Source organism: Acinetobacter sp. BMW17 (assembly GCF_001592855.1).
Lineage (GTDB): Bacteria > Pseudomonadota > Gammaproteobacteria > Pseudomonadales > Moraxellaceae > Acinetobacter > Acinetobacter johnsonii.
In genome coordinates, this window is sequence record NZ_LSOD01000019.1 from 52,896 (window position 1) to 78,698 (window position 25,803).

A 25,803-nucleotide genomic window follows, 5' to 3' on the forward strand; every position below is an offset into this window, starting at 1 on the left:
CAGGTAGGACATTTGATTTGTAGCGTTATTTTCATACCTCTATTTTATCAAAAGCCATATTGTTTTTTTCAGCATACTTTTTGAAACACCGCCGATGTGTTTACCCATGAGGACTATCATTGGCTAGGGGTTGCAAGAGCTTTAATCGAACACGTCAAAATGCGCACCGAAAAGCGAGCATGTGATCGGGTTTATTGGCTCACCCATCAGGATAATTTAGTCTCACAGCAAATCTAGAATAAAGTCGCGAAAAAGATTGGTTTCATTCAATATCGGGCGTAGCTAAGTTGCTACATTTAAAAACAATTATATCGTTCTAAAGTTGCAACATATCGTTTTATCTTTATAGATGTATTCGTTGTAGAACTCTATAGACTAAGCAGTATTCCAATGTGAGATAAAAACATGAACTTTAAAGCTTTAACAATCGGTTTGGCTGTTGCAACTGCGACTACATTTGCTATGGCGAAACCTGTGGCATATCAAATTGACCCTACACATACAGCAACAGTTTTCACATGGAGCCACTTTGGTTTTTCAACGCCATCTGCAAACTTCAGCGACATTCAGGGTGTGATTAATGTCGATAATGCAAAACCTGCAAACTCATCGGTGAATGTAACGATTCCTTTATCTAGCTTAAACACCAACGTAAAAGCTTTAGATGAACACTTACAAGCGGCTGATTTCTTTGATGCAGCAAAATATCCAACCATCACTTTTAAAAGTACAAAAGTACAGGCTGTAGGCGCGAATAAATACAAAATCACAGGTGATTTAACCATTAAAAATGTGACAAAGCCTGTCGTTTTAGATGCAGTGTTGAATAAACAAGGTGAGCACCCAATGACCAAGGCACAGTCAATTGGTTTCAATGCAACCACTTCATTTGACCGTTCTGCTTTTGGTGTAGGCGCATACGTGCCTAACGTGGGTGATAAAATTACTGTGAATATCACCACTGAAGCATCAGTTCCACAGCCTAAAACTGCTGCGAAATAAGCGATACCTCCAAAAAAGCACCTTCATAGAGGTGCTTTTTTATGTCTGCTGTAAACTTAAAAATTAGAGCAATAGACCCGCCGAACGGAGTATGGCTGAATTATTAAACCAGTGCTTTAAAATACGCTGCCAAAACTTGTCCAGAGATATGTTCTAGTTGAGCTGCAAAGCGTTGGTTGTCTGTACGCAATGCTGGAATATTGATGTTCGCTTGACGAAGTTCAGCAGTATGCCCAATTAGCCATTTTTCTAAACCATCCGCTGCGACTTCAGGATGGAACTGTAAGCCTAGAATATTTTTGCCTACACGAAAAGCTTGGTTGGGATAAACTTCTGAGCTGGCCAACAGTTCAGCTTGAGCGGGGAGTTCAAAGGTGTCGCCATGCCAATGTAGTACTTCAGTTCCTACCAGTGCTTGTAATGGGTTATGTTCAACGGTATTGAGCTGTAACTGACTCCAGCCAATTTCTTTGCTATGACCTGCATATACTTTTGCACCGAGTGCATGTGCAATCAACTGTGCACCTAAGCAAATACCTAAAGTGGGTAAATTCTTTTCTAAACGAAATTTTAGTAAGTCTATTTCTTTTTGTAAAAAAGGGTAATCTTCAGTTTCATATACCCCAATCGGTCCACCTAAGATCACAGTTAGACCTGTGTAGTTCAACGCTTTAGCTAAGTCATTTTTGCCGGCTTCGAAATATCGTACCCGATAACCCAATTGATATAACACATCTTCCCATGCGCCCAAATCTTCAAAAGCAAGATGCTGAATCGCGTAAATGGTATCGGGTAATGTCGTCATAGTTGGCTCGTTCACAGGGGTTAAAGGAGTGTAAAAATGTACAGGGAAATGCGTAGAAGTTGAAGGCAATAAATCAGAAAATATGTAGAAAAAACTATAAATTCAATCCAAGATTTTACTTGAGCTGTAGCATGTTTTTAATCATCCATTTGCTTGAGCTTAAAATTTCCCGTTGTAGATCTTCATCTGCCATGCTGCGCGCCATGACGATTGCACCGACCAGTTGACATAGTACAGCCCAAGCTTGTGTTTCATTGCCTAGATGATGTGTAAAGAGTTCGTGACCACGAAGCATTTCCTGTTGAAAACACAGTTTTGTTGTTTCACTACTACGTGCTACCTCGGCTGCAAGAGAGGGAATAACACAGCCTTGATCTGGACGTTGCACATGAGACAGCGCTAAATAACGTTCAAGTTCGAAGTCAATCCACTCTTCGAGGTTGTCATGTGGATTGGCTTGCCATGCTTGAAAGCTGTGTTGTAACTCGGACTGGATCAGTGCTTCAAATAATTCATGTTTTGATGAAAAATGCGAATAAAAAGCACCGCTGGTCATTTGAGCCGCTTTCATAAAACCGTCGACGCCAGTATTGGCAAAGCCTTGCTTCTTGGCCAGTTGAGCACTGATTTTAAGCAGCTCTTGACGTTTTTCTTCTTTATAGCCTGTTTTATAGCGCATAGGAGTTCATCAAAATAAAATTGACTGATGCTGAAAACTATAACATAGTGATCGTTATGATAACGATCGTTATTTTATGAAGGGAGTGTATTTATGGATGAACTACAGCCAGAACAGCAGTTGCAAAAGACTGATGCTAAAAAGAAAGTAGCGTTAGTGATTGGCGCAGGAGATGCTACAGGGGGCGAAATCGCGAAACGTTTTGCACGTGGTGGATACATCGCCTGCATGACGCGAAGAAATGCCGAAAAGCTTCAACCCTTAATTGCAGAAATAGAAGCCGAAGGTGGCCTGGCATATGGTTTTGCTTCTGATGCACGTAAAGAAGATCAAGTCATCGCTTTAGTGGAAGAAATTGAAACCAACATTGGTGAAATCGATGTTTTGGTGTTTAACATTGGAGCGAATGTGCCATGTAGCATTTTAGAAGAAACTGCACGCAAGTATTTTAAAATTTGGGAAATGGCTTGCTTCGGTGCATTTTTGACAGGGCGTGAAGTGGCAAAGCGTATGGTCGTGCGTGAACACGGCAGCATTATTTTCACGGGTGCAACCGCAGGAATAAGAGGTGCAGCAAACTTTGCCGCTTTTGCTGGGGCGAAACATGCACTGCGTGCCTTAGCGCAAAGTATGGCACGTGAGCTTGGCCCGAAAAATATTCATGTGGCACACGTAGTGGTCGACGGGGCAATTGATACTGACTTTATTAAAGACACTTTTCCTGACATGTACGCGCGCAAAGAACACGATGGCATATTAAATCCCGTGCATATTGCAGAAAATTATTGGCATTTGTCGCAGCAACCGCGCGATGCATGGACGCATGAGTTAGATTTAAGACCTTGGATGGAAACGTGGTAAAAGGACAAAGCATGAAAAGCGTAGAATTTTATTTTGATTTGGGCAGCCCATATAGCTATTTGGCCTACTATCGTTTACTGCAAATGGCAGAGCGGCAAGAGATTCAGATTGTGTATAAGCCTATTTTATTGGGCGGGGTGTTTAAAGCAACAGGCAATCGTAGTCCGATTGAGATTCCTGTCAAAGGGGTTTATTCAATCTTAGATATGCAGCGCTGGGCGGAGTATTACCATATTCCAATGCAAATGAATCCGCATTTTCCAATGAATACTTTAACCCTAATGAGGATTTTGACAGGCATTCAATTGTTGCATCTAGAAAAGTTTGAGCAAGTTTTGAAACTGTTATTCGATGCAATGTTTGGTACACCGCAAAATCTGAATGAACCTACTGTCTTGGCAGAAGTGCTAAAACCAAGTGGTTTTTCTGTAGAAGATATTATGAGTATGGTTCAGGCGGATGTTGTGAAACAAAAACTGATCACTGAAACAGAACAAGCCATTCAACGTGGCATTTTCGGCGCACCGACATTCTTTGTGGGTGATAAAATGTATTGGGGCCAAGATCGCCTACATTTTGTAGAACAAGCGTTAAACAAAGCGAGCTAAAAAACCAAGTTAACAGAACACGCTATTTAAGATCAGCCGTAAAATCACGGCTGATCTGCTCCAAATTAAAATAAACGTTTAGGCGTATGTTCCATGTCTAGACTGACCATTTCATGTTCATCTTTTAAGTCTACACCTGAGTAACCGAGTTTCTTAGAGCCACGCATGAGAGATATTAGTCGTTGTACTGCAACAAGAATGCTTAAGCCCGCAGGTCGAACATTTGAAATACAGTTCCGTTTAGCATCCAACGTGCCTGAGGCTGCTTTCCATGTATAGTAAATGCCCATACTATCAGGTGAACTCAGACCGGGCCTTTCGCCAATCAGCATCACGAGCATAGTCGCCTGTAGGCACTCTGCAACTGGATCACCCAAAGCGACTCGGCTTCCAGTAGCAATAACGATTGGTGCAATGCTCCAGTGTTCCGCTTGCAACTGCGGAATAAGGTGCTGAATAAAAGGCACTGCATTTTCTTCAATCGCCCGTGCAGATAGTCCATCACCAATCACAATACAGACATCATAGTTTTGCGGGTTACTGGCTTTAAAAACCTCTAAACCATGTTGTGAAGTTGGACTTAACAGGCGGCCTAAGTCAGGACGTTTTAAGTATTCTTGCTTATTTTCAGCTTGACTGTGTACCGTTAGACTATCTAAACCTAGTGTATTAAAACTCGCAACTAAGTGTTCGACATCTAAAGCTTGATGTACCGCATCTTGCGCTTCCGCATGCGCCAGTTGAAATTTCAGCAGTTCATGGGTCGGGATGCTACAACCAGCGCGACCAATGGCAATACGTGCATCGGTAAATTTTTTTAAGTTTTCCCAAACATCCTGATGCTGTTCAGATTGATAGTTTTCTAGAGGAACAAGTGACATAAGCTGCTCCTTATATATGTAGAAGTTTTTCAAATTGTGGCGGAATATGTTCCGGCCAGAGAATGTGCTGCTGCTGTTGTTTAAAAATGCCTTGTTCAGCCAACCACAGATCAAACTCAGGTGCGGCTTTTAAGCCCAAAAGTTGCCTTAAATACAGCGCATCATGAAACGACGTGGTTTGATAGTTCAGCATGACGTCATCCGAACCCGGAATGCCCATAATAAAGTTCAAACCTGCTGCACCGAAAAGGGTGAGTAGCACATCCATGTCGTTTTGGTCGGCATCGGCATGGTTGGTATAGCAAATGTCACAGCCCATAGGTAAGCCTAGGAGCTTTCCACAAAAATGGTCTTCCAAGCCTGCACGAATAATTTGTTTGCCATTGTATAAATACTCTGGGCCGATAAACCCAACCACAGTGTTCACCAACAGTGGGTTGAATTTACGAGCCACAGCATAAGCACGGACTTCTAGGGTTTGTTGATCTACGCCGTGATGTGCATTACTAGATAAAGCACTGCCTTGACCTGTTTCAAAATACATCACATTTTGTCCCACAGTCCCACGCTTGAGAGCCAGTGTTGCTTCATAGCCTTCACGTAGTAATTCGAGATTAATACCGAAACCTTCATTGGCGCGCTGTGTGCCTGCAATCGATTGAAACATCAAATCAATCGGCACATTTTTCTCAGCCAGTTGAATCCCCGAACTGATATGCGTCAGTACACAAGACTGGGTTGGAATGTGATGCTCTTGGATCACATGATCGAGTAGTTTGAGCAGCTCCGATAAATTTTGTAGGTTATCGGTTGCAGGATTAATCCCAATGACGGCATCACCATTGCCATACATCAAGCCATCCAAAATACTGGCCGATATCCCCAAGAGATCATCGGTCGGATGATTGGGTTGTAAACGGGTCGAGAGATGATTTTTTAAACCGATGGTGTTGCGAAACTGGGTGATGACTTCACATTTACTCGCAACCAAGATGAGGTCTTGATTGCGCATAATCTTACTCACCGCAGCCACCATTTCAGGGGTTAAACCGAGTGCAAGTTGTTGTAATTTCTGCGTAGTCGCATCTTCACTGAGTAGCCAGTTACGAAAGTCTCCTACGGTAAAATGTGAAATTGGTGCAAATAAATCACTACGGTGCTCATCGATAATCAGGCGGGTTATTTCATCCTGTTCATAGTCGATCAACACTTCAGTTAAAAACTGCTTCAATGGGACATCGGCCAATGCCATTTGTGCGGCAACACGTTCAGTGGCATTTTCCGCTGCAACACCTGCAAGTTGATCACCTGAGCGCAGCGGGGTTGCTTTTGCCATTAAAGTTTTTAAATCATTAAACACATAGTGCTGATGTCCAATCAACGTTTTATAAGCCATGTCATAGGTCCTTCTATAAGTCTTGTTCGGCCTTACGAATACTTTCAAACTCTTCTTCAGGTGTACCTTGAACGAGTCGATGGCGACTATGGAAAATAAAGTAGGCAATAAAGACCGCATAAATAGCGGCAGCCATAAACCAAACTTTAGGATCCACCACAAAACCTGCAATCACAGCAATACTGGCTAAAACCAAAGCAATTGATGAGGTGGCAATCCCACCTGGGGTTTTATAAGGACGATGTAATTCTGGACGGCTGATGCGCAGTTTAATGTGAGAAAGCATCATCAAGACATAAGAAATGGTCGCACCAAATACCGCCATCAGGATGAGCAGATCACCTTCACCTGTTAGAGACAATAAAAAACCAATGATGCCGGGAATAATAATCGCTAAATAAGGCGCTTTGTTTTTATTGGTCAGTGATAACGAGGTCGGTAAATACCCCGCACGAGATAAGGCGAAAATTTGACGTGAATAGGCATAAATGATGGAGAAGAAACTTGCAATTAAACCTGCCAGACCTACAAAATTGACAAAACTGCCTAACCAACTGTTTTGACCATAGACGGCTACCAGTGCATCAACTAAGGGTGCGCCTGATTCTTTAAGTTGTTCTGCGCCAGCAGCACCAGCACCTAAGAACAGAATAAGTAGGGCAAAAGCGGCCAAAATTAGCATCGAACCGATCAAACCACGTGGTAAGGATTTGGATGGATCTTTGGCTTCTTCTGCTGCTAGTGGTACACCTTCTACCGCTAAAAAGAAGCAAATGGCATAGGGTACGGCCGCCCAAATGCCGATATAACCCATCGGTAGGAAGCTACTTGCACCGATATTTTCAGTTGGTGCAATGTTAAATAAGTTGGCGCTGTTAAAATGTGGCGCCATTGCGATGATAAAGACAAAAAGAGCGACGGCTGCAATGGCGGTAATGACAAACATAATCTTGAGGGCTTCACCTGCACCTTTAAGATGAATACCCATAAAAACCAGATAGCAGATGAGATAAATGATCCATCCACTGACACCAAATAAGGCCTCGCAGTAGGCACCAATAAAGCATGCGATAGCCGCAGGGGCGATGGCATATTCAATTAAAATCGCCGTGCCAGTGAGATAGCCACCAAATGGGCCAAATGCGGTACGCGCAAAGCTATAGCCACCTCCCGCAGTGGGCAGCATGGTGGCCATTTCAGACATAGACAGGCACATGCATAAGTACATGATGGCTACGACAACCGTTGCGATAAACATACCGCCCCAGCCACCTTGAGCAAGACCGAAGTTCCAGCCAGCAAAGTCGCCAGAAATGACATAAGCCACGCCTAAACCGACTAATAATAGCCAGCCTACAGCACCTTGTTTCAGTTGCCTTTTTTCAAAATAGTCGTCAGATGTGCTTACAGTTGAAGTAGAGAGTGGAGTCGTTGAGCTGTTAATGGGAGAATCGGTCATGTGAAGCTCCATATCTTGAGTTTTTATAGATGGCTTGATGGATGCAATATTTATGCAATTTCAGTACCAAGCGACTAGACGTCCTGTCTAATGTTTATATGACACAGTTTTGAATTATTGTTTTGATGGTTGATGGTTGATGGTTGATGGTTGATGGTTGATGGTTGATAGAGAAAATGTTTAGGGTAACGAATCACCCTAAACACATAGAGAACTATATATGAATAGACTAAGTGCTTAGAAGAAGCCCATAGGCTTAGTTGCATAGCTCACAAGTAAGTTTTTAGTTTGTTGGTAATGATCGAGCATCATTTTGTGGTTTTCACGACCAATCCCTGACTTTTTATAACCACCGAAAGCGGCATGTGCAGGGTAGATATGGTAACAGTTGGTCCAAACTCGACCCGCTTGAATTGCACGACCTGCACGGTAAGAGGTATGTGCTGAACGTGACCATACACCAGCGCCTAAGCCATAAATGGTATCGTTGGCAATTTTAATGGCATCGTCAAAGTCTTTGAATGTTGCCACTGAAAGTACAGGCCCAAAAATTTCTTCTTGGAAAATTTTCATGTCATTGGTGCCTTTGAAAATGGTTGGTTCAATATAGAAACCAGAACCCACTTCATTACGCTCACTACCACCTGTCAGTACTTGTGCACCTTCACCGCGACCTGTTGCGATACAACCCAAGATTTTCTCTTGTTGTTCCAGTGAAGCTTGCGCACCAATCATCGTTTCTGTATCGAGCGGGTGACCCGTTTTAATGCGTTTCACACGTTCAACTGCCATTTCAAGGAATTTATCTGCAATACTTTCTTGAACTAAAGCGCGTGATGGACAGGTACAGATTTCACCTTGGTTAAGTGCGAACATGGCAAAACCTTCAAGGGCTTTGTCTAAGAACTCATCGTCTTGATCCATAATGTCTTCAAAGAAGATGTTTGGAGACTTACCGCCTAATTCCAAAGTCACAGGAATCACGTTTTCAGTGGCATATTGCATGATCATTTGACCCACAGCAGTTGAGCCAGTGAATGCAATTTTAGCAATACGTGGATTGGTTGCGAGTGGACGACCCACTTCAACACCATAACCGTTGACGATGTTTAAAATACCGGGTGGTAGTAAGTCTTGAATGAGTTCAATTAAAACCAAAATACTCGCAGGTGTCTGTTCAGCAGGTTTTAAAACAATACAGTTACCTGCAGCAAGTGCAGGAGCAATTTTCCATGTCGCCATCAAAATTGGGAAGTTCCATGGAATGATTTGCCCTACCACACCCAATGGTTCGTGGAAGTGATAGGCAATGGTATCTTCATCAATTTCAGAAATGCCACCTTCTTGCGCACGGATACAGCCTGCGAAATAGCGAAAATGGTCAATGGCTAAAGGAATGTCCGCTGCGAGCGTTTCACGAATCGGTTTACCGTTATCCCATGTTTCAGCCACAGCCAATTTTTCTAGATTCTGTTCTAGACGATCTGCAATTTTAAGGAGTAAATTTGAACGTGTAGTAGGAGAAGATTTGTTCCATTGTTCTTTGGCTTTGTGCGCAGCATCCAGTGCAAGTTCGATGTCTTCGACAGATGAGCGAGGGACTTTTGTAAAAACTTTACCGTCGACAGGGGAGATATTTTCAAAGTATTCACCTTTTACTGGAGCAACCCACTCGCCACCAATAAAGTTGTCATACTGTGCTTTAAATTCTACTTTAGAACCAGATTGGTTAGGGTCTACATAGCGCATATTGAAGTTCCTTTGCTTATTGATTTTTTAAAAGCATCTACAGCTTTGGTATAAGGTACATCTGTACAATATTTAAGTAGCATAACTAATATAAGGTTGGAAAAAGGTTGGAAGGAAGGAGGTTTACAAGCCTTTGACAAATGTTTACAACCAAGTAATACAGTGGACGTATATCAGGAATTGTTTTGAGAATAAGGAATGATGGCAATGCAACATTTAATACAGAAAAGACAAGAAATAGAAAAGCTTAGAACCAGTAGCAGTATTTCGACGGTACAAGCTGAACAATTGGGAAAAAGTATTGCAAGTTCATGGCAGCGCTCTAACTCAGCAGAAATTCCAAAGGATCGCTTTGCTGCGCCCATTTCTGAAGGTTCTATGTCACAAGGTTCAGCGCTACAGCACGCTTTAAGTTATTGTGCAGATGAACTAAGACATATTGCACAGCAGTCGTCTATGGTTGTCGCTGTAGGCGATATTGGTAGTACCATTATTTGGAGTGCATCCAGTAGACAAATGCGTAATGCGGCAGAAAGTGTACATTTTGTTGAAGGTGGACAGTGGCGTGAGGAATTGGTGGGAACCAATGCATTGGCCTTGTCCTTAAAAACGCAACAGTCCAGTTGTGTCTTTTCAAATGAGCACTACATGAGCTCCATCCATGATTGGGTCTGTTATGCTGCACCAATCATCGACCCTTACTCAAAACACGTCCTAGGGGTGATTGATTTATCCACCACATGGAAAAACCACAATAGCCTTGGTCTACTCGCAGCAGAGCGCTGTGCATCCATCATTCAAACGGCTCTGTTAGAATACCAGCGTCAACAGTTATATATCCGTGCTTTTGGTGTGCCACAAGTACATTTCAATGGCAAAGTGATGGTACTCACGCCACGACAAATTGAAATTTTGACCATCTTGGCACTGTGCCCACAGGGCATGACTTTAGATACTTTGCATCAGGCTTTATATGGTGAGCGCAAGGTGAGTGTAGGGACGCTTAAGGCCGAAATGTCGCAACTGCGTGACTTGCTCGGTGGTATGTTGGGATCTCGTCCCTATCGGATTTTGGCGCATATCGAGGCCGATTTTTTACAAGCCGAGCAGGCCTTAGATGCAGCGTATATCGAGACCGCATTGAAGCTGTGTTCGGGTGTCTTACTACCTAAAACGGAAAGTCCATTTCTATGTGCATGGCGCGACTGTTTGGAGTCACGTTTAAGCAGTGCGATTTTTAAAGCCAATGAAACCGATATGCTGTTTAAACATGTCGCACGTTACCCAGAGGCGATTGATGCCGTTGAGCGACTCATTGAGCTGACACCGAAAGGACATCCTGCGCATCAGCTACTTGAGAAATATAAAATTTAAAAATTCTTAATTGTGTTTGAAAGGTATATTTACACTATTTTTTGCTCAAGCCACTGGAACAGCTCAGCATAGACTTCGGCACGAACTTCAGGTGCGGAGAGGACTAAGTCGTGTAAACCATTTTGAATGGTCACGACAGTGACGTCACCTTGTAAATTTTTGGCCTGCTTTTCAATGTCTTTAACATCTAAAATCACATCGCTGGTTTGTGCGGCTGCGCCCCATTTCTTTGGGTTGAGCGTTTGATGTGAATGCATAATGAGTGCAGGAACAGAGAGCTTTAAACCACCGCGATGAATTTCTTTCTGTGCTTCATGGATTGCACGTACAAAGCTGATCCGAACCATAGAATAGCTTGGTTGTTTCCACTTCAAATCAAAGTTCCATTCACCATGCTCGTTTTGATGTAGGCTCGGTACATACCATTTATTCAGTTCACTTGGAAACTTGAGGTCAGGAAAATGCTTTGCGAGTCGACTGAGCTGCGGCACGCCAAGTTTGCGCTTAATGGGATGCATATTAAAATCATAAAAAGGGCTATTGGCCCAAAGTGCTTTGATCAGTGGGTGCTTAGGATTGTGCGCAGCGTATAAAGTCGTGATTAAGCCACCCGTAGAGTGTCCTGCAAGTAGCACCGCAGTATGGCCTTCATTGCCAATGATCTCTAAGGCTTGGGTAATCTCAGCATCATATTCGTTGAGATCACGGACGTTATAATATTTTTGATGGCTCAAGTGAGAACGACCATATTTTCTTAAATCGAGCGCATAAAAATCATAACCATGCTGATTAAATTGTTCAGCCATTTCGGTTTGGAAAAAGTAGTCAATAAAACCATGGATATACAGCACAGCTTTTTGAGTATTTTGCGGTGCTTTTTTGCGCACGAGGGTTGCACATACAGCACCTTCATAATCGTCTGGAAAACTGAGTTTTAATTGTTCATAGCCTTCGCCGAGGACATCAGGTTGATAAGCAGGATGAGTCTGAGTTGCTGACATAATTTGCTCTGGTTGTTATTGTCATGAGTTTTCTTATCCTTGATGAAGTGCAAAACTTTGTCAACCACAAATAAAAAAAGACAATTTAAGTGCACAGGTAAGCAAGGATTAGGCTTACCTGAATGAAACAGTATGGACGTCTGTTTCATTCCACTTAAATTGTCAAAGCAAACAAAAAGTTAAGAAGAGAACTTAGACCGCTGCTTTAAAATCGACCACTGAAGCACTAGATTTGAGTGCAGCTTTGAAGATGTCGACCACTTGAGCATGGTTTGCTTTACGTGGGTTCGTCAACATGCAGGCATCTTTTTGCGCATTTTCAGACATAACACCCAAATCTTGCTCTTTCACACCCAGTTCAGACAAGCTCGATGGAATACCAATCGATGCAGATAGTTCACGAATTGCGTCAATTGCAGCATATCCAGCTTCTGTCACAGTTAAACCTGTGGTGTTAACTCCCATCAGTTCAGCAATTCGTGCATAACGGTCAGGGCAGGCAATTAAGTTGAACTCACAGACGTGTGGAAGTAGGACTGCATTACATACGCCGTGAGGTAGGTTATAGAAGCCGCCGAGTTGATGTGCCATTGCATGGACATAACCTAGAGATGCATTATTAAATGCCATACCTGCTAAATATTGTGCATAACTCATGGCATCACGTGCTTCTAAGTTTTCACCGTTCGCAACTGCTGGACTTAACCATTCGCTAATCATTGAAATGGCTTTTTCAGCACAGGCATCAGTGATTGGGTTTGCTGCTGTTGAAACATAAGCTTCAACCGCATGGGTTAAGGCATCCATACCTGTTGCAGCTGTTAAGCTTGCAGGTTTTGCAATCATGAGTTTAGGGTCATCAATTGCAATTAGTGGAGTGCAACGCCAGTCTACAATTGCCATTTTTACATGGGTATCTGTATTGGTAATAATACAGAAACGTGTCATTTCTGATGCTGTACCTGCCGTGGTGTTGATGGCAATAAGAGGAGTCATAGGAACCGTACTTTTATCGATCCCTTCGTAGTCACGAATATGACCACCACCCGCAGTCACGAGTCCAATACCTTTAGCGCAGTCATGCGAAGAACCACCACCTAAGGACACAATAAAGTCACAACCTTGTTCGTTATACGCAGTCACGCCGTTGTGGACATTGATGTCAGTTGGGTTCGGTTCTGCACCTGGGAAGATGTGGCTATCAACACCTGCATCTTTGAGATATCCTGCAATGGTGTCGGCTACGCCAAATTTAAATAAACCTGCGTCGGTTACAATCAGTGCTTTCTTTGCGCCGAGGTTTTGTGCTTTACCACCAATTTCTTTGGCACAGCCTGGGCCAAAAAGTGAAACACAAGGGATATAAAAACCGTTCGTTTGATCTGCAATATTTTTAAAAGCCATGGTGCGATTCCTTCTACCATTATTTATGTTGTTATCGGTGCTCATTACCGTTTTTAGAGTATCGAATGATTCAAAAAACTTGTGTACCTACCAAATACCTACCATAAGTAAGGGAATGAGGAGAAATGGCTTCAACGCACAGAATAGCTATCGATAAAAGGCATAGCCTGTGGTTCAGGATTTGTTTATATTGGTTTTGAAGTTGTGGTGAAAATAGCCAAATTCAAAGAGGGTCAGCCGTGGAGCAAAACGATAAGCTTAAGCAATATCAAAGTCTTGCTATACAGTTAAGACAAGTTTTTCCGAGTATTCAGCAGCTTTATCACGATCAGTCAGCATTTCTCTCTACACTCAATGTGCAAAACGTTTTAAGTGTCGACGTAAAACAACAACGGATTCAAATTTTAAATCATTGTTTTCATATTCAGTTTTATGCACCAGCTGAACAGGCGGAGCTGTGTGTTCCACAGTTTATCTATCAAGGGCACTATGCAGAAGCACTCGAAGAGTTTTATTTACACGACATTGTATTTTTAGTGGGTGATCAATCTCCACAACATTCTTTGTATTTGCGCAATAAAGTTAAACAGCTGCGTCAGCTGATTCTTCAACAAGTGTTTGTTTTGTTCGATGGACCGAGTCGCGTGCAAACAATTTTGACTGAAATACGGCAAACGCAATCAGAACTCTTTCAACAGCTGTGCCAGCAAGTTGAATTCAATACAGATGATTCAACCTCTGAGCGAAGTTTGCTGGCCGAGTTGCAGCGCTTATGCTGCATAGATGCAGATCAGGCGGAAGATATTTTACCCTTACAGTCTTTGATGAATAGTTATGATGAGCTGTGTTGCAGTGCCAATCAATTCTTAGAACCACATGTTTATCGCATTATACAAACGGCATTTCCTGAACGGTTTTCTTTACAAGAGTTGATGGATCATACGCACGACATTCACTTGTTATATCCGCATGCTAAAGAGCAGCCCCATATGCTTGGCTTTGTGCGGCTTATGCATCGGGATATTTGGACATCGCGTGATTTGTTGGCAAAGCGACATTTTTTAAAAGCTGAAACTAAGACATGGCAAAAGAAGGTCGCAAAACTCCCGATTTTTGATGAAAGCCGTACCGTAAATTGGTTATTCAAACAAAAAGCTGTGGTGACAGACTGGGTTAGTCAAAATATCCAGCACAGTAGTATACGCGTTGCTATAACAGCTTTGAGTTATCTTGATACGCAGCCTTATCATCCCGAAATTATTGTGACTACCTTAAAGTACTTCCAACATGTTGCGGCGCGCTTATTTATACAAAGTTGCTATGAACATGCCTTACAACAGAATTGGTTTGAGCTGGAGGCCAACCAGCATGTGGTCTTAAAAAATAGACGCCAAGATATGGATGATCAGCGGATAGCGATCAGTCCGTCTATTTTGTATTTAGATGAATGGCTCGAACTGCTACGCCGTGTGGTCGAACAACAGCCTGAATGGGGGAAACGGGTCTACACAAAATTGAGTCGTGTAATGCAGGCTTATATTCAGCATCTAGATAAAATTGCACAGGAACTTCCTAAAGACTTAGTGATTTATTTTAGTGAAGATAAGCAACAACACCGTGATTTTTATTTTCAGTTAAAGCAACATAAAATGCATATTAAAAGCTTTCGACAGTTGTTTTATTTAAATCGGCCCCCTTTACGAATTTCGGTGTTTGATGCTTATGTGCGTGATTATTTGCCTGAACATTTCGAGACGCAAAAGGAGGTTTTAAAAAATGTCACATGGAAGAGCCTATTTCATCAGGCTGTGCAGTGGCATGATCAATTGCATAGCCAAGAGCTACTTGCGGAGTTGAAACGAAAGCTTGGTTGTGTGTCATGGCAACCGATCAGTCATGAGGCTTATTATTTTATTGAGAGTTGGGTGCTTGAGGAGCTCAAAGATATTGATCGCATCATTGCTGAGTCACGTCGCTTTCAACATTGTTTAGCAGCCAGTTTTGCTGAGCGAATTATTGTGCGCGAATATGCTGCATTTCATATGAGTCATACCGATGCACAGCGGCACTTGACGCTTGGTTGTCATTATATTGCAGGGCAACTGTTATTTGATCAGCTTGAATATCCAAACAACCAAAAAGCGTTACCTGATGATGTTGTCGTCGCTGAACAATTCATTGCCATGCTGAACCAAACCCAATAACCAAGCTCTTAAAATTTAAACAACAATGGACCTAATTTGTCGCACATCATTTCTTGTGTGACGAGATCTGCTTAACTTTTTTGCAAAAACTCGGTAGGCTATAGCCGTTCATCAATGGTATAGGTCTTATGAAGCAAGAAACTGCACTCAAACTTTTAAAAGCGGGCGAAAATGTCTTTTTAACCGGTTCCGCTGGTGCAGGAAAAACCTATACGCTGAACCAATACATTAACTATTTAAAAGCCCGCAAAGTGCCTGTGGCGATTACTGCTTCCACAGGTATTGCCGCGACGCATATGAATGGCATGACCATTCATACTTGGGCTGGCATTGGAATTAAGGATGCGTTGGGGGAAGATGAACTCAAACGCATGAAAGAACGTAAATACTTAAAAGAGAATTTAGAAAATGCCCAAGTCTTAATCATTGATGAAATTTCGATGTTACATGCTAAGCAACTCAATTTGGTCAATAAAGTCCTTAAGTTCTTTAAAGAAAGTGAAGAGCCATTTGGCGGGATTCAAGTGATTGTTGCAGGTGATTTCTTCCAGTTACCGCCAGTTGGTAAAAATGAAGAACGCAACCGTGATAAATTCTGTTTTATGTCTGATGCTTGGGTGGAAGCTAAATTCCGCGTGTGTTATTTGACCGAGCAGCATCGTCAGGGCAATGATTATCTCAATGATATTCTAAATGCCATCCGCAGTCAGAGTATTAACGCTCAGCACTTGCATGCTTTACAAGCTACACGTCAGCAAGATATTGGGGAAATCTTTACACGTTTATATACGCATAATATGGACGTGGATACCATCAACTTCAAACATTTGAATGAAATTGAAAATGAAGGTCGACAGTTTGAGGCGGTGTGTGATGGCAATGACAAGCTTATTGAAACCTTAAAGTCTTCTGTGCGTGCACCTGAAAACCTAACCCTCAAGAAAAATGCCAAAGTGATGTTTGTAAAGAACAACTTCGATGTGGGCTATATCAACGGTAGCTTAGGTGAAGTGGTGGGCTTTGAAGAAGATGATGACTTTGGGATCTTGCCTAAAGTCAAACTGACTGATGGAACAGTACTGGTGGTTGAGCCTGAAACGTGGTCAGTGGACAATGATGCGGGTAAAACCATTGCCAGTTTTCAGCAAATTCCATTACGTTTGGCATGGGCCATCACCATTCACAAGTCACAAGGAATGACTTTAGCAGCAGCGGAAATTAATCTTAGTCATACTTTTGAAAAAGGACAGGGCTATGTGGCTTTGTCGCGCTTAAAGACTTTGGATGGTTTAAGGCTGCTGGGATTTAATGAACAAGCTTTGGAGCTAGATAGTCTTGCCATTAAAGCAGACCGCCGCTTCCAAGAACTGTCCGATGAAGCCGAGACTCACTTTGAGGCCATTGATCTTGAGCCACAACACAAGGCATTTATTCGTCACTGCGGTGGAACGCTCAATGAAATTGAGATTGAGCGTAATGAAAAGAAAATTGCCCGTAATGCAGGTAAAGCCAACTATGCTTCTGCAACACTCGATGAAACACGTGAATTGTTTGAAGGTGGTTATGAAATTGCCGATATCGCACAAGAGCGCGGTTTGACGGCTGCAACTATTATTAACCACTTGGCAAAGTTGCATAAAGAGCAAGGCTTAGATATTTCCGTGGCACATCCTGGAGAAGAAGTAGTTGAGCAAGTGCGGAAAATTTATAAACGCTTAATGAAGCGTCAGCAAACAGAACACTTTAGCGAAGATGGTGCGATTAAGCTTCGTCCTATTGTGGAACTGACTAATCCACGTATGGGCTATGACCAAGTTCGTCTAGCGCTGTTATATATTGAATAACATCTTAAAACTAGGGCATTTCGTGCAGAAATTTCTTACTTACTTTGCCCAGAACTTCAGTTAAACTGAATTTTAAGGGATAAGAATAACTTAGAATCGTAATGAAATTGACAGCTTGGTACACGCTACGCAAATTTGTTTATAACAATTTGCATAATGAGGATTATGAGACGCCCTTAAGTCGAGGGTTGAACTATTTTCTCATTGCACTGATTATGAGTAATGCAGCTGCGGTTTTGCTGGAGTCTGTACAAAAGTACTATGTGTCGTACCAAGACTTTTTCTATTATTTTGAAATCTTTTCTATTATCGTTTTTAGCGTCGAATATCTCTTACGTTTTTGGTCAATTGCTGAATCTAATAGTTTTGAGTCGGATTGGAAAAACCGTCTAAATTGGGTCAAAAGTGGTGGGGCGATTATCGACCTTTTGGCTATTCTACCTGCGTATTTAAACTTCTTTGTTCAGTTCGACTTACGATTCTTAAGAATTGTTCGTTTGCTTCGACTTCTCAAGCTCACCCGTTACTTTGTCTCTCTACAAATTTTATTACGTGTCATTGAGCGCGAAAAAGGCTCATTTCAAGCGGTTATTTTCATCTTAATGATTATGATCATTATGGCGGCTGCAGGGGTGTATTTGATTGAAAGTCAGGCACAACCTGAAGTTTTCAGCTCCATTCCAGCTTCAATGTGGTGGGCCGTGGTTACACTGACCACCGTCGGTTATGGTGATGTGACACCTATTACGCCGTTAGGACGCTTTCTTGGAGCGATTATTACCATCTTAGGGGTAGGTTTAGCGGCATTACCTGCGGGTATTTTGGCGAATGGTTTGGCCAATGAACTTGAGCAGCGTAAAGAAAAACTTGAGCTTAGATTTCGAGAATTAATCCAAAATAGTGATATTGATTTTGTCTTAGAAACAGAAAAAATTGAAGAAGTTCGTAAAGAAGTTGGGCTGACCAAAGAGCAAACACAGGATATTATTTTACAGCTCATTCGTGAACAAAAAGAAGAATCTTTAAGGCAAGAGCGTGAGCAATATGCCTATTGTCCACACTGTGGGAAGAAACTACCTGAATGATTATGCCAGTCAGTTAAGGAGTTTCGTATTTAACTTCTTAATGCTGATGACGTTATCGCGTATCGAATAAAACCTAGAGTTTAAAAAAATGCCAGTAAGATTCTTAACGGCCTGATATTAATCTGAATGATGGATTGTAAAAGCGTGCATAACAATACGATTGAGTTTTTATGCACGCTTATTGTTTTTAGATAAAAGTCATTTATAGGGGGTTAACAAGCCTGATTTGCATCATTTTTACATGCGGATATCGACTTTTTCTCATGCTGAAAAGCCAACAATAAAATAATCAGCCCACCTAAACTTAGTAAAACTCCGACCCAGATTGGAGCTAGCCAACCTAAACCTTGGCTAATTAACCAGCCGCCCAGAAAAGCACCAAAAGCATTGGCAATATTAAATGCAGAATGATTCAGCGAAGCTGCTAAGCCTTGTGCATTACCAGCGACATCCATTAAGCGGGTTTGGAGTAAAGGCCCCAAGCCTGCAATACTGAAGCTGACTAAGAAGAGTGCAATAAAAGCAGTGGCAAGGTGATCCATAGATAAAGCACAAAGTACATAAGAGCAGGCATTGGAAACTAAGACCCAAATAATCGCCTTGTTTAAGTTTTTATCGGCAAAGTGTCCTGCGACAACACCGCCGACGACCAACCCGAGCCCAATACATGCCAGTGCAAACGGAATGACTTGAATGCTAGCATGGGTATATTCAGTCAAAATAGGCGATACATAACTATAGACAGAAAACAGCCCACCAAATCCAATTGCACCGACAGCAAGCGTTAGCCACATTTGTGTATTTTTAAGTCCACGCAGTTCATTTTGAATGCTGGCTGTGTGATGCAGCTGCATTTTAGGTAAGCCAAAACAAATTGCGACCACGGTCAAAAATGCGATAGATGCAGAAAATTCAAAACCTGCACGCCAACCATACAGCTGACCCAGCCATGTCGCAAAAGGCACACCAATCACGGTCGCGACATTAAGCCCCATCATGAGCATGGCGACTGCCGAAGCACGCTTTTGTTTTCCAGCAAACTCTGCAACCACCAAAGCGGCAATACCAAAGTAAGCGCCGTGAGGGAAACCTGCAATAAAACGTGAGACCAACATAGACTCATAGCTGTTTGCGAGAGCTGTACTGGCATTGGCGATACCATAAAATAGCATGAGACCAATTAAAAGCGTTTTACGCGGAACCTTTGCGGCCAGAATGGCAATTACAGGCGCGCCAATAGTCACACCTAAAGCATAGGCACTAATAAAATGCCCTGTGACGGGAATGCTGAGATTGAAACTTTGTGAGATCTCTTGGATGAGTCCCATGGCAACGAACTCAGTAGTCCCAATACAAAAACCACCGAGTGCCAATGCCAAAATAATGACAGATAAGTTGCGGGTTGGCGGGATGCTATTTTCTTGAGAGGACATAAATAGAGGAGTAAATGAAAAGTATTATACTTTCTTTATCACATGAAAATTTGGTTGTTCAAAAAAGTTATAAGTGAACGAAGCAATCGTAATATTCATATGAACTCTGAAGATTCTGCACGATGAATATTTATTCATAGCGCTATATTGAGTGGACATTCTATAAAAAGAAGTCAAATTTAAAGGCAGCAAATACAGATTAATTCGACCTAGCTTGAGAATTTGGATTTTTTTTGTATTCGCTAGGCTAGGGCTGTCCTGTACCAATGATTAGGGTAAGTAAACCAGCCGCAATGAGTGGGCCGACTGGAACTCCACGCAGTAAAGCCACCCCTGCAACGGTTCCGACCAGCAAGCCTGCAACAACATCGGGTTGGTTTGACATTAGTTTCACTCCACGGCCGCCTAGCCATGCAACCAAAACACCAATCGCGATGGCAAGTAATGACTTGATACTTAAAAAAGATTTAAAAATACTTTCACCACTAATTCTACCACTTGCAATAGGTACCAAAACTGCAATGGTTAAAATGATGATCCCGATATTTAATCCATGTTGTTGGATGAGTGGGAAGTATTCACTCAGTGGCGTCATCCGCAAAATAATGAGTACTGCCGCAGCAATGGTTACTGCAGAATTGTGACTAAAAATACCGCAAGCCAGTAGGATCAGGAGGACGATCAGGTTCAAATCTAAGTTCGGCATAGGGGGCGAGACTGGTCAAAAAAACATGTGCATTGTAACGTTTTTTTAGCCACTTTGCCGAATGATCCAAGTCCTTTGATTGATGTTCCTGTATTTCAGTATAAAATGAGCCTTTATTTAAAAATGTGGTGTGCTGATGCTGTTGGAAAAAATGTTGCAGTCGCAAGGATTTGGTTCGCGAAAGCATTGCCAACAGTTGATTAAAAAAACAGCCATTGAAATTGATGGGCAGATCATTACTGACCCTAAACATAAACTCAAATTGGATGCGCTGCACTACAAGGTACACGGCAAGAGCTTTGAATACCGTGAAAAAGTCTATATCGCCTTAAGCAAACCTCAAGGCTATGAATGTTCACATCAGGCGACGCATCATTTTAGTGTTTTTGATTTGTTTGACGATGTGCTCTTGAATCGTGGCATTCAATGTGTAGGTCGTCTAGATCAAGACACCACTGGTTTATTGTTACTCACCGATGATGGTCAGTTTTTACAAGCATTGACACACCCTAAAAAACATGTGGCAAAAGTGTATCGGATGCAAACGGCCGACCCCGTTACAGATGAACAAGTTCAACAGCTGGAGCAAGGGGTTGAACTGCGAAATGAAAAAGGGAGTTTTGCTGCAACAGATGTAAAACGCTTAGCTGAATGTGAACTACAAATGACCGTACACCAGGGGGTATATCATCAAGTGAAACGTATGCTTGCGGCAGTGGGAAATAAAGTTGAGAGTTTGCACCGTCAGCAAATTGGTGCACTCAACTTAACGGGTATACCAGATTTAGGCGAGGGGCGTTGGATTTATTTAAATGCCGAACAAGTGGCTTTAGCCAAGACACGTAATGATCTTGAGAGAGAAGGCCTTTAGACGCTGAATGCTATAGAAAGCAATGATAGGTCTTAAATTCATTATCCGCTACAAAGCCCATGGCTTCATATAAGCTGTGGGATTGATAATTATTCTTTTGAGTTTCAAGCGTAATACGAATGGCTTTTTCGTGTCGCGCAAACAAAATAGCGGTATCAATCAATTGTTTTGCTGAGCCATGGCGACGATGCGGTGGAGAAACGTAAACATCATCTAAAATATAGTAAGTTGCGCAGGCCACAGAAGAAAAACCTAAATACAGCAGCACAAAACCTGTAATCACATCGTCTTTGACATGAATGAAGATGACGCTTTGTTCGTTTTCAAGGCGAAGTTTAAGGAACTTTTGGGAAAGCGCTAAGTTGGAAGATGCACCATAAAATTGGCGATATTCATCAAATAATACAGCAAGTTTTTCTAAGTCTTCTAAAGTGGCACGTCTAACGATCATGTATTACTCCATGCTGTATTTATAATGTTTACATGAAGCATACCTAAGTTTTGAAAGGGATATTTCTAAAATTTGTTTAGAAATGCAACACTGTTAAGTTTTGTCACTTTCTCCCAAGATTGCAGCTAATTCCTCAAATAGATCAATATGTTCATCGTCTGCAAATAAATCATTGGTTGCAGTTGAGTCTGCGCTGGTGATGTGTTCAACCGCTTTCTGTTCTTGCTTGAGCTTACGTAGTTTAATCAGCTGTTCAAGATTGATGTTCTGGTTTTCGATTGAGAAAGGGATGGATTTGGTTAAAACCACTTGTTTGAAGAACAAACGAACGGCTTGTGCAGGTGTAATTCCCAGTTGTTTAAACACTGCAAAAGCTTGTTTCTTTTCTTGGGAATCGAGTCGAATTTGATAGACTTCTGTTTTTCTCATGATTTTTTAAATAATTTGAACGACTTAAGGGTAGAAGTTATTTTAATCAATTCCATTGTAATTTCAATATTCATACAATGGAATTTTAAATTATTTTGTAATGACAAGCAGATTACAGTGTCAATTCAAAATTGGAGATAAACTGCATAAGCTGTTGAGTTATTGGGTCTTTAAATGAAAGATGCTTGGCTAAGAGCTGTAAAGGCTGACTAAAATCATCGTCGGCTTTATGTACAACTTTAGGATAGAACGGATCATTTTTAATCGGGAGACCTAAGAAGTTAAGGTGTACACGGAGTTGATGTTGCTTCCCTGTCTCGGGTTTAAGCTCATATTTTGCCCATGTTGCATCATGCTCTAAAAGCATGATTTCAGTTTCACTGTTCGGTGCTTTGTCCAAGACCTGCATGGTGTAGAAAGGCTCACCTTTTTGCATATGCAACTTTACAGTATGTGGAAAGCTGAGTTTGCGATGAAAAGGAGCAATTGCATGGTAGGTTTTTTGAACCTGTCGATCTGCAAACATTTGCTGATACATCCCTCGACTGTGAGTGCATTTGGAAAACATCACTAAGCCAGCGGTTTCACGGTCAAGGCGGTGGATGGGCGTTAAATGCTCAATGCCTGTTTGTTTTTTCAGGCGCACCAATAGGGTTTGTTGAACATATTGCCCCGTGGGACTGATGGTCAGAAAGTGCGGCTTATCCACCACTAAGAAATGATCGTTTTCAAATAAAATGTCATGCTGAAATGGCACTTCAATTTCATACGCTAAAAAGCGGTAATAAAACACATGCTGATTTTCAAGATATGCCGAATCTGTATGGAGAATATTACCTACAGCGTCATAGACCAAACCATCATGAAAGCGTTGCTGCCACTCAGTTGCTTCAATATGCGGAAATTGGTCAGATAAATAAGCCAATACGGTGTGTGGTGCGGGCGTCATTTTAGGTAGAAACACTTTACTTGCGCTCACGCCATTGAGTGTGGGAGGGTAAAATTCAGCAGGTTTTATGTTGAGCATGATGTGCAGGCAATATCTAATCGGTTGGCGCAGTTAAATACGAGATTTCAAGCTTGTGGCTTGGGCATTTTGTGAGTCCAGTGCTATCATAATTGTTCTTTTGTCACTTGTCGTGAGTATTATGCAGTATTCATTTAATTTAACGCTCAATAATGAACAAGATACCCAAAATTTAGCGCAAATTTTGGCACAGCATTTTACGACGGGTGTAGTGTATTTAATTGGCGATTTGGGGGCAGGTAAAACCACCTTAACGCGTCATTATTTACAGCATTTAGGCCATCAGGGTTCCGTAAAAAGTCCAACCTATACTTTGGTTGAGCCGTACCAAATTCAAGGCCGTGATATTTTCCATTTTGACTTGTATCGTTTAAACGATCCGTATGAACTGGAGCTAATGGGCATTCGTGACTATTTGGAAACGCCCAATGCACTGTTTTTGTTTGAATGGCCGTCTAAAGGGGGCGATGAGATCCCTGAGGCGGACTTAATTATTGATATTCAAAAATCGGAAGATGAACTGACACGGTCTGCTACCTTAAGTTTCCATTCAGTAGCATTATTACAAGCATTAGAGAGCCAATTAAACAATGCGTGATGATTTAAAGATACGCCGTATTCATACTTTGAATCCTGCTTTAGCCAACCAAATTGCAGCGGGTGAAGTCATTGAGCGTCCAGCGTCTGTGGTCAAAGAGTTACTTGAAAACTCGATTGACGCAGGTGCGACAGAGCTGATTATTCGGGTAGAGCAAGGCGGCAGTACTTTAATTGAAATCATGGACAATGGTCGAGGGATTCACGCAGAAGATCTCCCTTTGGCGGTGATGCGCCATGCGACCAGTAAAATCCAAACCGCTGAAGATTTACATGCAATTGTCAGTTTAGGCTTTCGCGGAGAGGCATTGGCTTCTATTGCAGCGGTGTCGCGTTTAACCTTAACCAGTAGTCAAGCGGATGATGGAATTGGCTATCAAGTTGAAGTCAATGGAACTGCATTTGACCATCAAGAGATTCAGGCTGTAGCTGCACCGAAAGGTACGCATATTCGGGTACAAGATTTATTTTTTAATGTGCCTGCGCGTCGAAAATTTCTCAAAAAACCTGGCACAGAGTTTGGTCATATTGAGGAAATTGTTCGGCGTTTAGCGCTGACGCATTTCGATATTCGTTTTGTGCTTGAACATAATCAAAACATCAAATTGAACTTGCCGATTGCAGACAGTGGTGAGCTACGTTTTCAGCGCGTACAGCAGTTGCTAGGGCGCGCATTTACTGAAAATGCTTATTGGATGGATGCGGATAGCATCAACATGCGTTTAACAGGTTGGTTGGGACATCCCTCCGATGCGCGGGCTCAGGCTGACTTGCAGTATGTTTATGTGAATGGTCGAATTGTTAAAGATAAAACCATCTCTCATGCGCTGCGTATGGCTTATGATGGTATTTTGCATGGACATCAGCATGCGGGTTATTTACTTTTTCTGGAAGTCGACCCCGAAAATATTGATGTCAATGTACATCCGACCAAACATGAAATTCGCTTTTTGAATCAACGTGAAGTACATGAATTTGTACGTCACTATGCCAAAGAGACTTTATCGCAGTTTCAAACGGCAACCGCAGATTTATCTGATGCAATGAAGGTTGCAGAGAATCAAGCTTTGATGTCTGTGCAGCCTCGTTATCAAGAGCCTTTGCAGTTGCATCGTCGTGTTGAGCCTGAACAAGCTAGTGAACAAGCCCCATCGGATGTGCTGACTGACTTTAGTTCAAATCAACCGCAAGGCGTCCATTATTCGGCGCAACCTTCACGCTATCAGGGCTCACAACAGCTTAATAATGCCTTGCAAAGCTATTTAGCACCTCTGCGTGATACGTCATCTGCTGTTGATCAAGCTCAGTCTTTGGCTGATTTTACAGTGCAAAGCCCAAAAGTCGATGAACATCCGTTGGGAATTGCAATTGCACAATTGCATGGTATTTATGTGCTGGCTCAAAATACAGAAGGGCTGATTATTGTTGATATGCATGCAGCGCATGAGCGTATTTTGCTACAGCAAATGAAGTCAGCGTGGGATAAACCAGAGTTTTGGACTTCTCAGCAGTTACTTATTCCCAAAGTGATTAATATCACGCGGATGCAAGCGACACGAGTGGAAGAACTCAAAGATCAATTGGCGCGTTTAGGTCTTGAAATTGATCAATATGGCGATGAGCAGGTCATTGTTCGTGGTGTGCCTGCGATTTTACATAAAGCCAATTTTGAGGCGCTGGTACCTGAATTACTGAACGATTTGGATCCAAATGATGAAGCGCAGGGCTTACTGCAAAAGCGTGATCAAATTCTAGCGGGTATGGCCTGTCATGGTGCTGTTCGCGCCCATCGCATTTTGGGTCTTTCTGAAATGAATGCTTTGCTTCGTCAAATGGAACAAACTGAATTTGCCAGCCAATGTAACCATGGTCGCCCAACTTGGCGTGCGTTTCCATTGGCTCAACTAGATAAGCTTTTTGCTCGAGGAGAGTAGTTG

General features: G+C 42.1%; 23 protein-coding genes and 1 pseudogene. 11 read left to right on the plus strand and 13 right to left on the minus strand.

The annotated features are described in order from the left end of the window. Positions 1-93: 93 nt before the first annotated feature. Positions 94-237 (plus strand): annotated as a pseudogene (locus AXW61_RS17135) (GNAT family N-acetyltransferase); the annotation flags it as partial. Between the two features lie 168 nt (positions 238-405). Further along, complete coding sequence (locus AXW61_RS04815) at positions 406-1,002, plus strand: YceI family protein (RefSeq protein ID WP_062032850.1); 597 nt, start codon at positions 406-408, stop codon at positions 1,000-1,002. Between the two features lie 103 nt (positions 1,003-1,105). Here the strand turns inward: AXW61_RS04815 and AXW61_RS04820 are convergent, their stop codons facing one another. Both AXW61_RS04820 and AXW61_RS04825 read right to left on the minus strand, forming a co-directional pair. Further along, positions 1,106-1,807 carry a glutamine amidotransferase gene (locus AXW61_RS04820; RefSeq protein ID WP_062032853.1) on the minus strand — a complete coding sequence of 234 codons (702 nt, stop codon included), beginning with the start codon at positions 1,805-1,807 and terminating at the stop codon, positions 1,106-1,108. A 115-nt stretch (positions 1,808-1,922) separates the two neighbouring features. Further along, complete coding sequence (locus AXW61_RS04825; RefSeq protein WP_062032856.1) at positions 1,923-2,486, minus strand: TetR/AcrR family transcriptional regulator; 564 nt, start codon at positions 2,484-2,486, stop codon at positions 1,923-1,925. A 93-nt stretch (positions 2,487-2,579) separates the two neighbouring features. Here AXW61_RS04825 and AXW61_RS04830 point away from each other — a divergent pair, with 93 nt between their 5' ends. Continuing rightward, on the plus strand, positions 2,580-3,347 hold the full coding sequence (locus AXW61_RS04830) for an SDR family oxidoreductase (protein WP_062032859.1): 768 nt from the start codon (positions 2,580-2,582) through the stop codon (positions 3,345-3,347). Positions 3,348-3,358: 11 nt separating this feature from the next. Then, positions 3,359-3,955 carry a 2-hydroxychromene-2-carboxylate isomerase gene (locus tag AXW61_RS04835; protein ID WP_062032978.1) on the plus strand — a complete coding sequence of 199 codons (597 nt, stop codon included), beginning with the start codon at positions 3,359-3,361 and terminating at the stop codon, positions 3,953-3,955. A gap of 65 nt (positions 3,956-4,020) precedes the next feature. Here the strand turns inward: AXW61_RS04835 and eutC are convergent, their stop codons facing one another. The 4 genes from eutC to AXW61_RS04855 form a co-directional block, all read right to left on the minus strand. Beyond that, positions 4,021-4,836 (minus strand): ethanolamine ammonia-lyase subunit EutC, encoded by an 816-nt coding sequence (gene eutC / locus AXW61_RS04840; protein WP_062032862.1) that lies wholly within the window; start codon positions 4,834-4,836, stop codon positions 4,021-4,023. A 10-nt stretch (positions 4,837-4,846) separates the two neighbouring features. Further along, positions 4,847-6,232 (minus strand): ethanolamine ammonia-lyase subunit EutB, encoded by a 1,386-nt coding sequence (locus AXW61_RS04845; RefSeq protein WP_062032864.1) that lies wholly within the window; start codon positions 6,230-6,232, stop codon positions 4,847-4,849. A gap of 13 nt (positions 6,233-6,245) precedes the next feature. Next, a complete protein-coding gene (gene eat, locus AXW61_RS04850; protein ID WP_062032867.1) occupies positions 6,246-7,691 on the minus strand; it encodes an ethanolamine permease in 1,446 nt (481 codons plus the stop codon). A gap of 237 nt (positions 7,692-7,928) precedes the next feature. Further along, positions 7,929-9,440, minus strand: coding sequence for an aldehyde dehydrogenase family protein (locus AXW61_RS04855; protein ID WP_005401131.1), 1,512 nt, complete (start codon positions 9,438-9,440; stop codon positions 7,929-7,931). 198 nt (positions 9,441-9,638) lie between these two features. Between AXW61_RS04855 and AXW61_RS04860 the strand changes: the two genes are divergently transcribed. Further along, positions 9,639-10,814 carry a hypothetical protein gene (locus AXW61_RS04860; RefSeq protein ID WP_062032869.1) on the plus strand — a complete coding sequence of 392 codons (1,176 nt, stop codon included), beginning with the start codon at positions 9,639-9,641 and terminating at the stop codon, positions 10,812-10,814. A gap of 29 nt (positions 10,815-10,843) precedes the next feature. On the opposite strand, the gene AXW61_RS04865 is transcribed toward AXW61_RS04860, so the two are convergent. Further along, a complete protein-coding gene (locus tag AXW61_RS04865) occupies positions 10,844-11,815 on the minus strand; it encodes an alpha/beta hydrolase (RefSeq protein WP_062032872.1) in 972 nt (323 codons plus the stop codon). A gap of 192 nt (positions 11,816-12,007) precedes the next feature. Further along, positions 12,008-13,219 carry an iron-containing alcohol dehydrogenase gene (locus tag AXW61_RS04870; RefSeq protein ID WP_062032875.1) on the minus strand — a complete coding sequence of 404 codons (1,212 nt, stop codon included), beginning with the start codon at positions 13,217-13,219 and terminating at the stop codon, positions 12,008-12,010. A 239-nt stretch (positions 13,220-13,458) separates the two neighbouring features. On the opposite strand from AXW61_RS04870, the gene AXW61_RS04875 reads away from it, so the two are divergent. The 3 genes from AXW61_RS04875 to AXW61_RS04885 all read left to right on the plus strand — a co-directional run bounded on the left by AXW61_RS04875 (position 13,459) and on the right by AXW61_RS04885 (position 18,352). Continuing rightward, positions 13,459-15,423, plus strand: a complete 1,965-nt coding sequence (locus AXW61_RS04875) for a hypothetical protein (RefSeq protein WP_062032877.1) — start codon at positions 13,459-13,461, stop codon at positions 15,421-15,423. Positions 15,424-15,551: 128 nt separating this feature from the next. Then, positions 15,552-17,267 (plus strand): AAA family ATPase, encoded by a 1,716-nt coding sequence (locus AXW61_RS04880; RefSeq protein ID WP_062032881.1) that lies wholly within the window; start codon positions 15,552-15,554, stop codon positions 17,265-17,267. A 101-nt stretch (positions 17,268-17,368) separates the two neighbouring features. Next, on the plus strand, positions 17,369-18,352 hold the full coding sequence (locus AXW61_RS04885; protein ID WP_062032884.1) for an ion transporter: 984 nt from the start codon (positions 17,369-17,371) through the stop codon (positions 18,350-18,352). Positions 18,353-18,564: 212 nt separating this feature from the next. On the opposite strand, the gene AXW61_RS04890 is transcribed toward AXW61_RS04885, so the two are convergent. Together AXW61_RS04890 and AXW61_RS04895 are read right to left on the minus strand one after the other, a co-directional pair. Beyond that, complete coding sequence (locus AXW61_RS04890) at positions 18,565-19,785, minus strand: MFS transporter (protein WP_062032886.1); 1,221 nt, start codon at positions 19,783-19,785, stop codon at positions 18,565-18,567. A gap of 247 nt (positions 19,786-20,032) precedes the next feature. Next, a complete protein-coding gene (locus AXW61_RS04895; RefSeq protein WP_062032888.1) occupies positions 20,033-20,491 on the minus strand; it encodes a DUF441 domain-containing protein in 459 nt (152 codons plus the stop codon). Between the two features lie 136 nt (positions 20,492-20,627). Here AXW61_RS04895 and AXW61_RS04900 point away from each other — a divergent pair, with 136 nt between their 5' ends. Continuing rightward, complete coding sequence (locus AXW61_RS04900) at positions 20,628-21,362, plus strand: pseudouridine synthase (RefSeq protein ID WP_062032890.1); 735 nt, start codon at positions 20,628-20,630, stop codon at positions 21,360-21,362. Between the two features lie 10 nt (positions 21,363-21,372). Here the strand turns inward: AXW61_RS04900 and AXW61_RS04905 are convergent, their stop codons facing one another. The 3 genes from AXW61_RS04905 to AXW61_RS04915 all read right to left on the minus strand — a co-directional run bounded on the left by AXW61_RS04905 (position 21,373) and on the right by AXW61_RS04915 (position 23,269). Next, positions 21,373-21,813 carry a GNAT family N-acetyltransferase gene (locus tag AXW61_RS04905; RefSeq protein ID WP_004696801.1) on the minus strand — a complete coding sequence of 147 codons (441 nt, stop codon included), beginning with the start codon at positions 21,811-21,813 and terminating at the stop codon, positions 21,373-21,375. Positions 21,814-21,906: 93 nt separating this feature from the next. Then, the gene (locus AXW61_RS04910) at positions 21,907-22,242 is read right to left on the minus strand and encodes a type II toxin-antitoxin system RelB/DinJ family antitoxin (protein WP_004696803.1); all 336 of its coding nucleotides are present in this window, start codon (positions 22,240-22,242) and stop codon (positions 21,907-21,909) included. 112 nt (positions 22,243-22,354) lie between these two features. Continuing rightward, a complete protein-coding gene (locus AXW61_RS04915) occupies positions 22,355-23,269 on the minus strand; it encodes a pseudouridine synthase (RefSeq protein ID WP_062032891.1) in 915 nt (304 codons plus the stop codon). 121 nt (positions 23,270-23,390) lie between these two features. Here AXW61_RS04915 and tsaE point away from each other — a divergent pair, with 121 nt between their 5' ends. Beyond that, entirely contained in the window at positions 23,391-23,867 is a 477-nt protein-coding gene (gene tsaE / locus AXW61_RS04920) for a tRNA (adenosine(37)-N6)-threonylcarbamoyltransferase complex ATPase subunit type 1 TsaE (RefSeq protein WP_058951858.1), read from the plus strand. Then, positions 23,860-25,800, plus strand: a complete 1,941-nt coding sequence (gene mutL / locus AXW61_RS04925; RefSeq protein ID WP_062032893.1) for a DNA mismatch repair endonuclease MutL — start codon at positions 23,860-23,862, stop codon at positions 25,798-25,800. The genes tsaE and mutL overlap by 8 nt, the downstream gene beginning before the upstream one ends. Positions 25,801-25,803: the final 3 nt, after the last annotated feature.

Bases quoted from the DNA above. Each gene is read 5' to 3' on its own strand.
- eutC (WP_062032862.1), bottom strand. From the start codon at position 4,836: ATGTCACTTGTTCCTCTAGAAAACTATCAATCTGAACAGCATCAGGAT.
- AXW61_RS04825 (WP_062032856.1), bottom strand. From the start codon at position 2,486: ATGCGCTATAAAACAGGCTATAAAGAAGAAAAACGTCAAGAGCTGCTT.
- AXW61_RS04835 (WP_062032978.1), top strand. From the start codon at position 3,359: ATGAAAAGCGTAGAATTTTATTTTGATTTGGGCAGCCCATATAGCTAT.
- AXW61_RS04900 (WP_062032890.1), top strand. From the start codon at position 20,628: ATGCTGTTGGAAAAAATGTTGCAGTCGCAAGGATTTGGTTCGCGAAAG.
- AXW61_RS04880 (WP_062032881.1), top strand. From the start codon at position 15,552: ATGAAGCAAGAAACTGCACTCAAACTTTTAAAAGCGGGCGAAAATGTC.
- AXW61_RS04830 (WP_062032859.1), top strand. From the start codon at position 2,580: ATGGATGAACTACAGCCAGAACAGCAGTTGCAAAAGACTGATGCTAAA.
- AXW61_RS04915 (WP_062032891.1), bottom strand. From the start codon at position 23,269: ATGCTCAACATAAAACCTGCTGAATTTTACCCTCCCACACTCAATGGC.
- AXW61_RS04815 (WP_062032850.1), top strand. From the start codon at position 406: ATGAACTTTAAAGCTTTAACAATCGGTTTGGCTGTTGCAACTGCGACT.
- AXW61_RS04905 (WP_004696801.1), bottom strand. From the start codon at position 21,813: ATGATCGTTAGACGTGCCACTTTAGAAGACTTAGAAAAACTTGCTGTA.
- AXW61_RS04910 (WP_004696803.1), bottom strand. From the start codon at position 22,242: ATGAGAAAAACAGAAGTCTATCAAATTCGACTCGATTCCCAAGAAAAG.
- AXW61_RS04895 (WP_062032888.1), bottom strand. From the start codon at position 20,491: ATGCCGAACTTAGATTTGAACCTGATCGTCCTCCTGATCCTACTGGCT.
- AXW61_RS04860 (WP_062032869.1), top strand. From the start codon at position 9,639: ATGATGGCAATGCAACATTTAATACAGAAAAGACAAGAAATAGAAAAG.
- AXW61_RS04870 (WP_062032875.1), bottom strand. From the start codon at position 13,219: ATGGCTTTTAAAAATATTGCAGATCAAACGAACGGTTTTTATATCCCT.
- AXW61_RS04855 (WP_005401131.1), bottom strand. From the start codon at position 9,440: ATGCGCTATGTAGACCCTAACCAATCTGGTTCTAAAGTAGAATTTAAA.
- AXW61_RS04865 (WP_062032872.1), bottom strand. From the start codon at position 11,815: ATGTCAGCAACTCAGACTCATCCTGCTTATCAACCTGATGTCCTCGGC.
- mutL (WP_062032893.1), top strand. From the start codon at position 23,860: ATGCGTGATGATTTAAAGATACGCCGTATTCATACTTTGAATCCTGCT.
- eat (WP_062032867.1), bottom strand. From the start codon at position 7,691: ATGACCGATTCTCCCATTAACAGCTCAACGACTCCACTCTCTACTTCA.
- AXW61_RS04845 (WP_062032864.1), bottom strand. From the start codon at position 6,232: ATGGCTTATAAAACGTTGATTGGACATCAGCACTATGTGTTTAATGAT.
- AXW61_RS04890 (WP_062032886.1), bottom strand. From the start codon at position 19,785: ATGTCCTCTCAAGAAAATAGCATCCCGCCAACCCGCAACTTATCTGTC.
- AXW61_RS04885 (WP_062032884.1), top strand. From the start codon at position 17,369: ATGAAATTGACAGCTTGGTACACGCTACGCAAATTTGTTTATAACAAT.
- AXW61_RS04820 (WP_062032853.1), bottom strand. From the start codon at position 1,807: ATGACGACATTACCCGATACCATTTACGCGATTCAGCATCTTGCTTTT.
- tsaE (WP_058951858.1), top strand. From the start codon at position 23,391: ATGCAGTATTCATTTAATTTAACGCTCAATAATGAACAAGATACCCAA.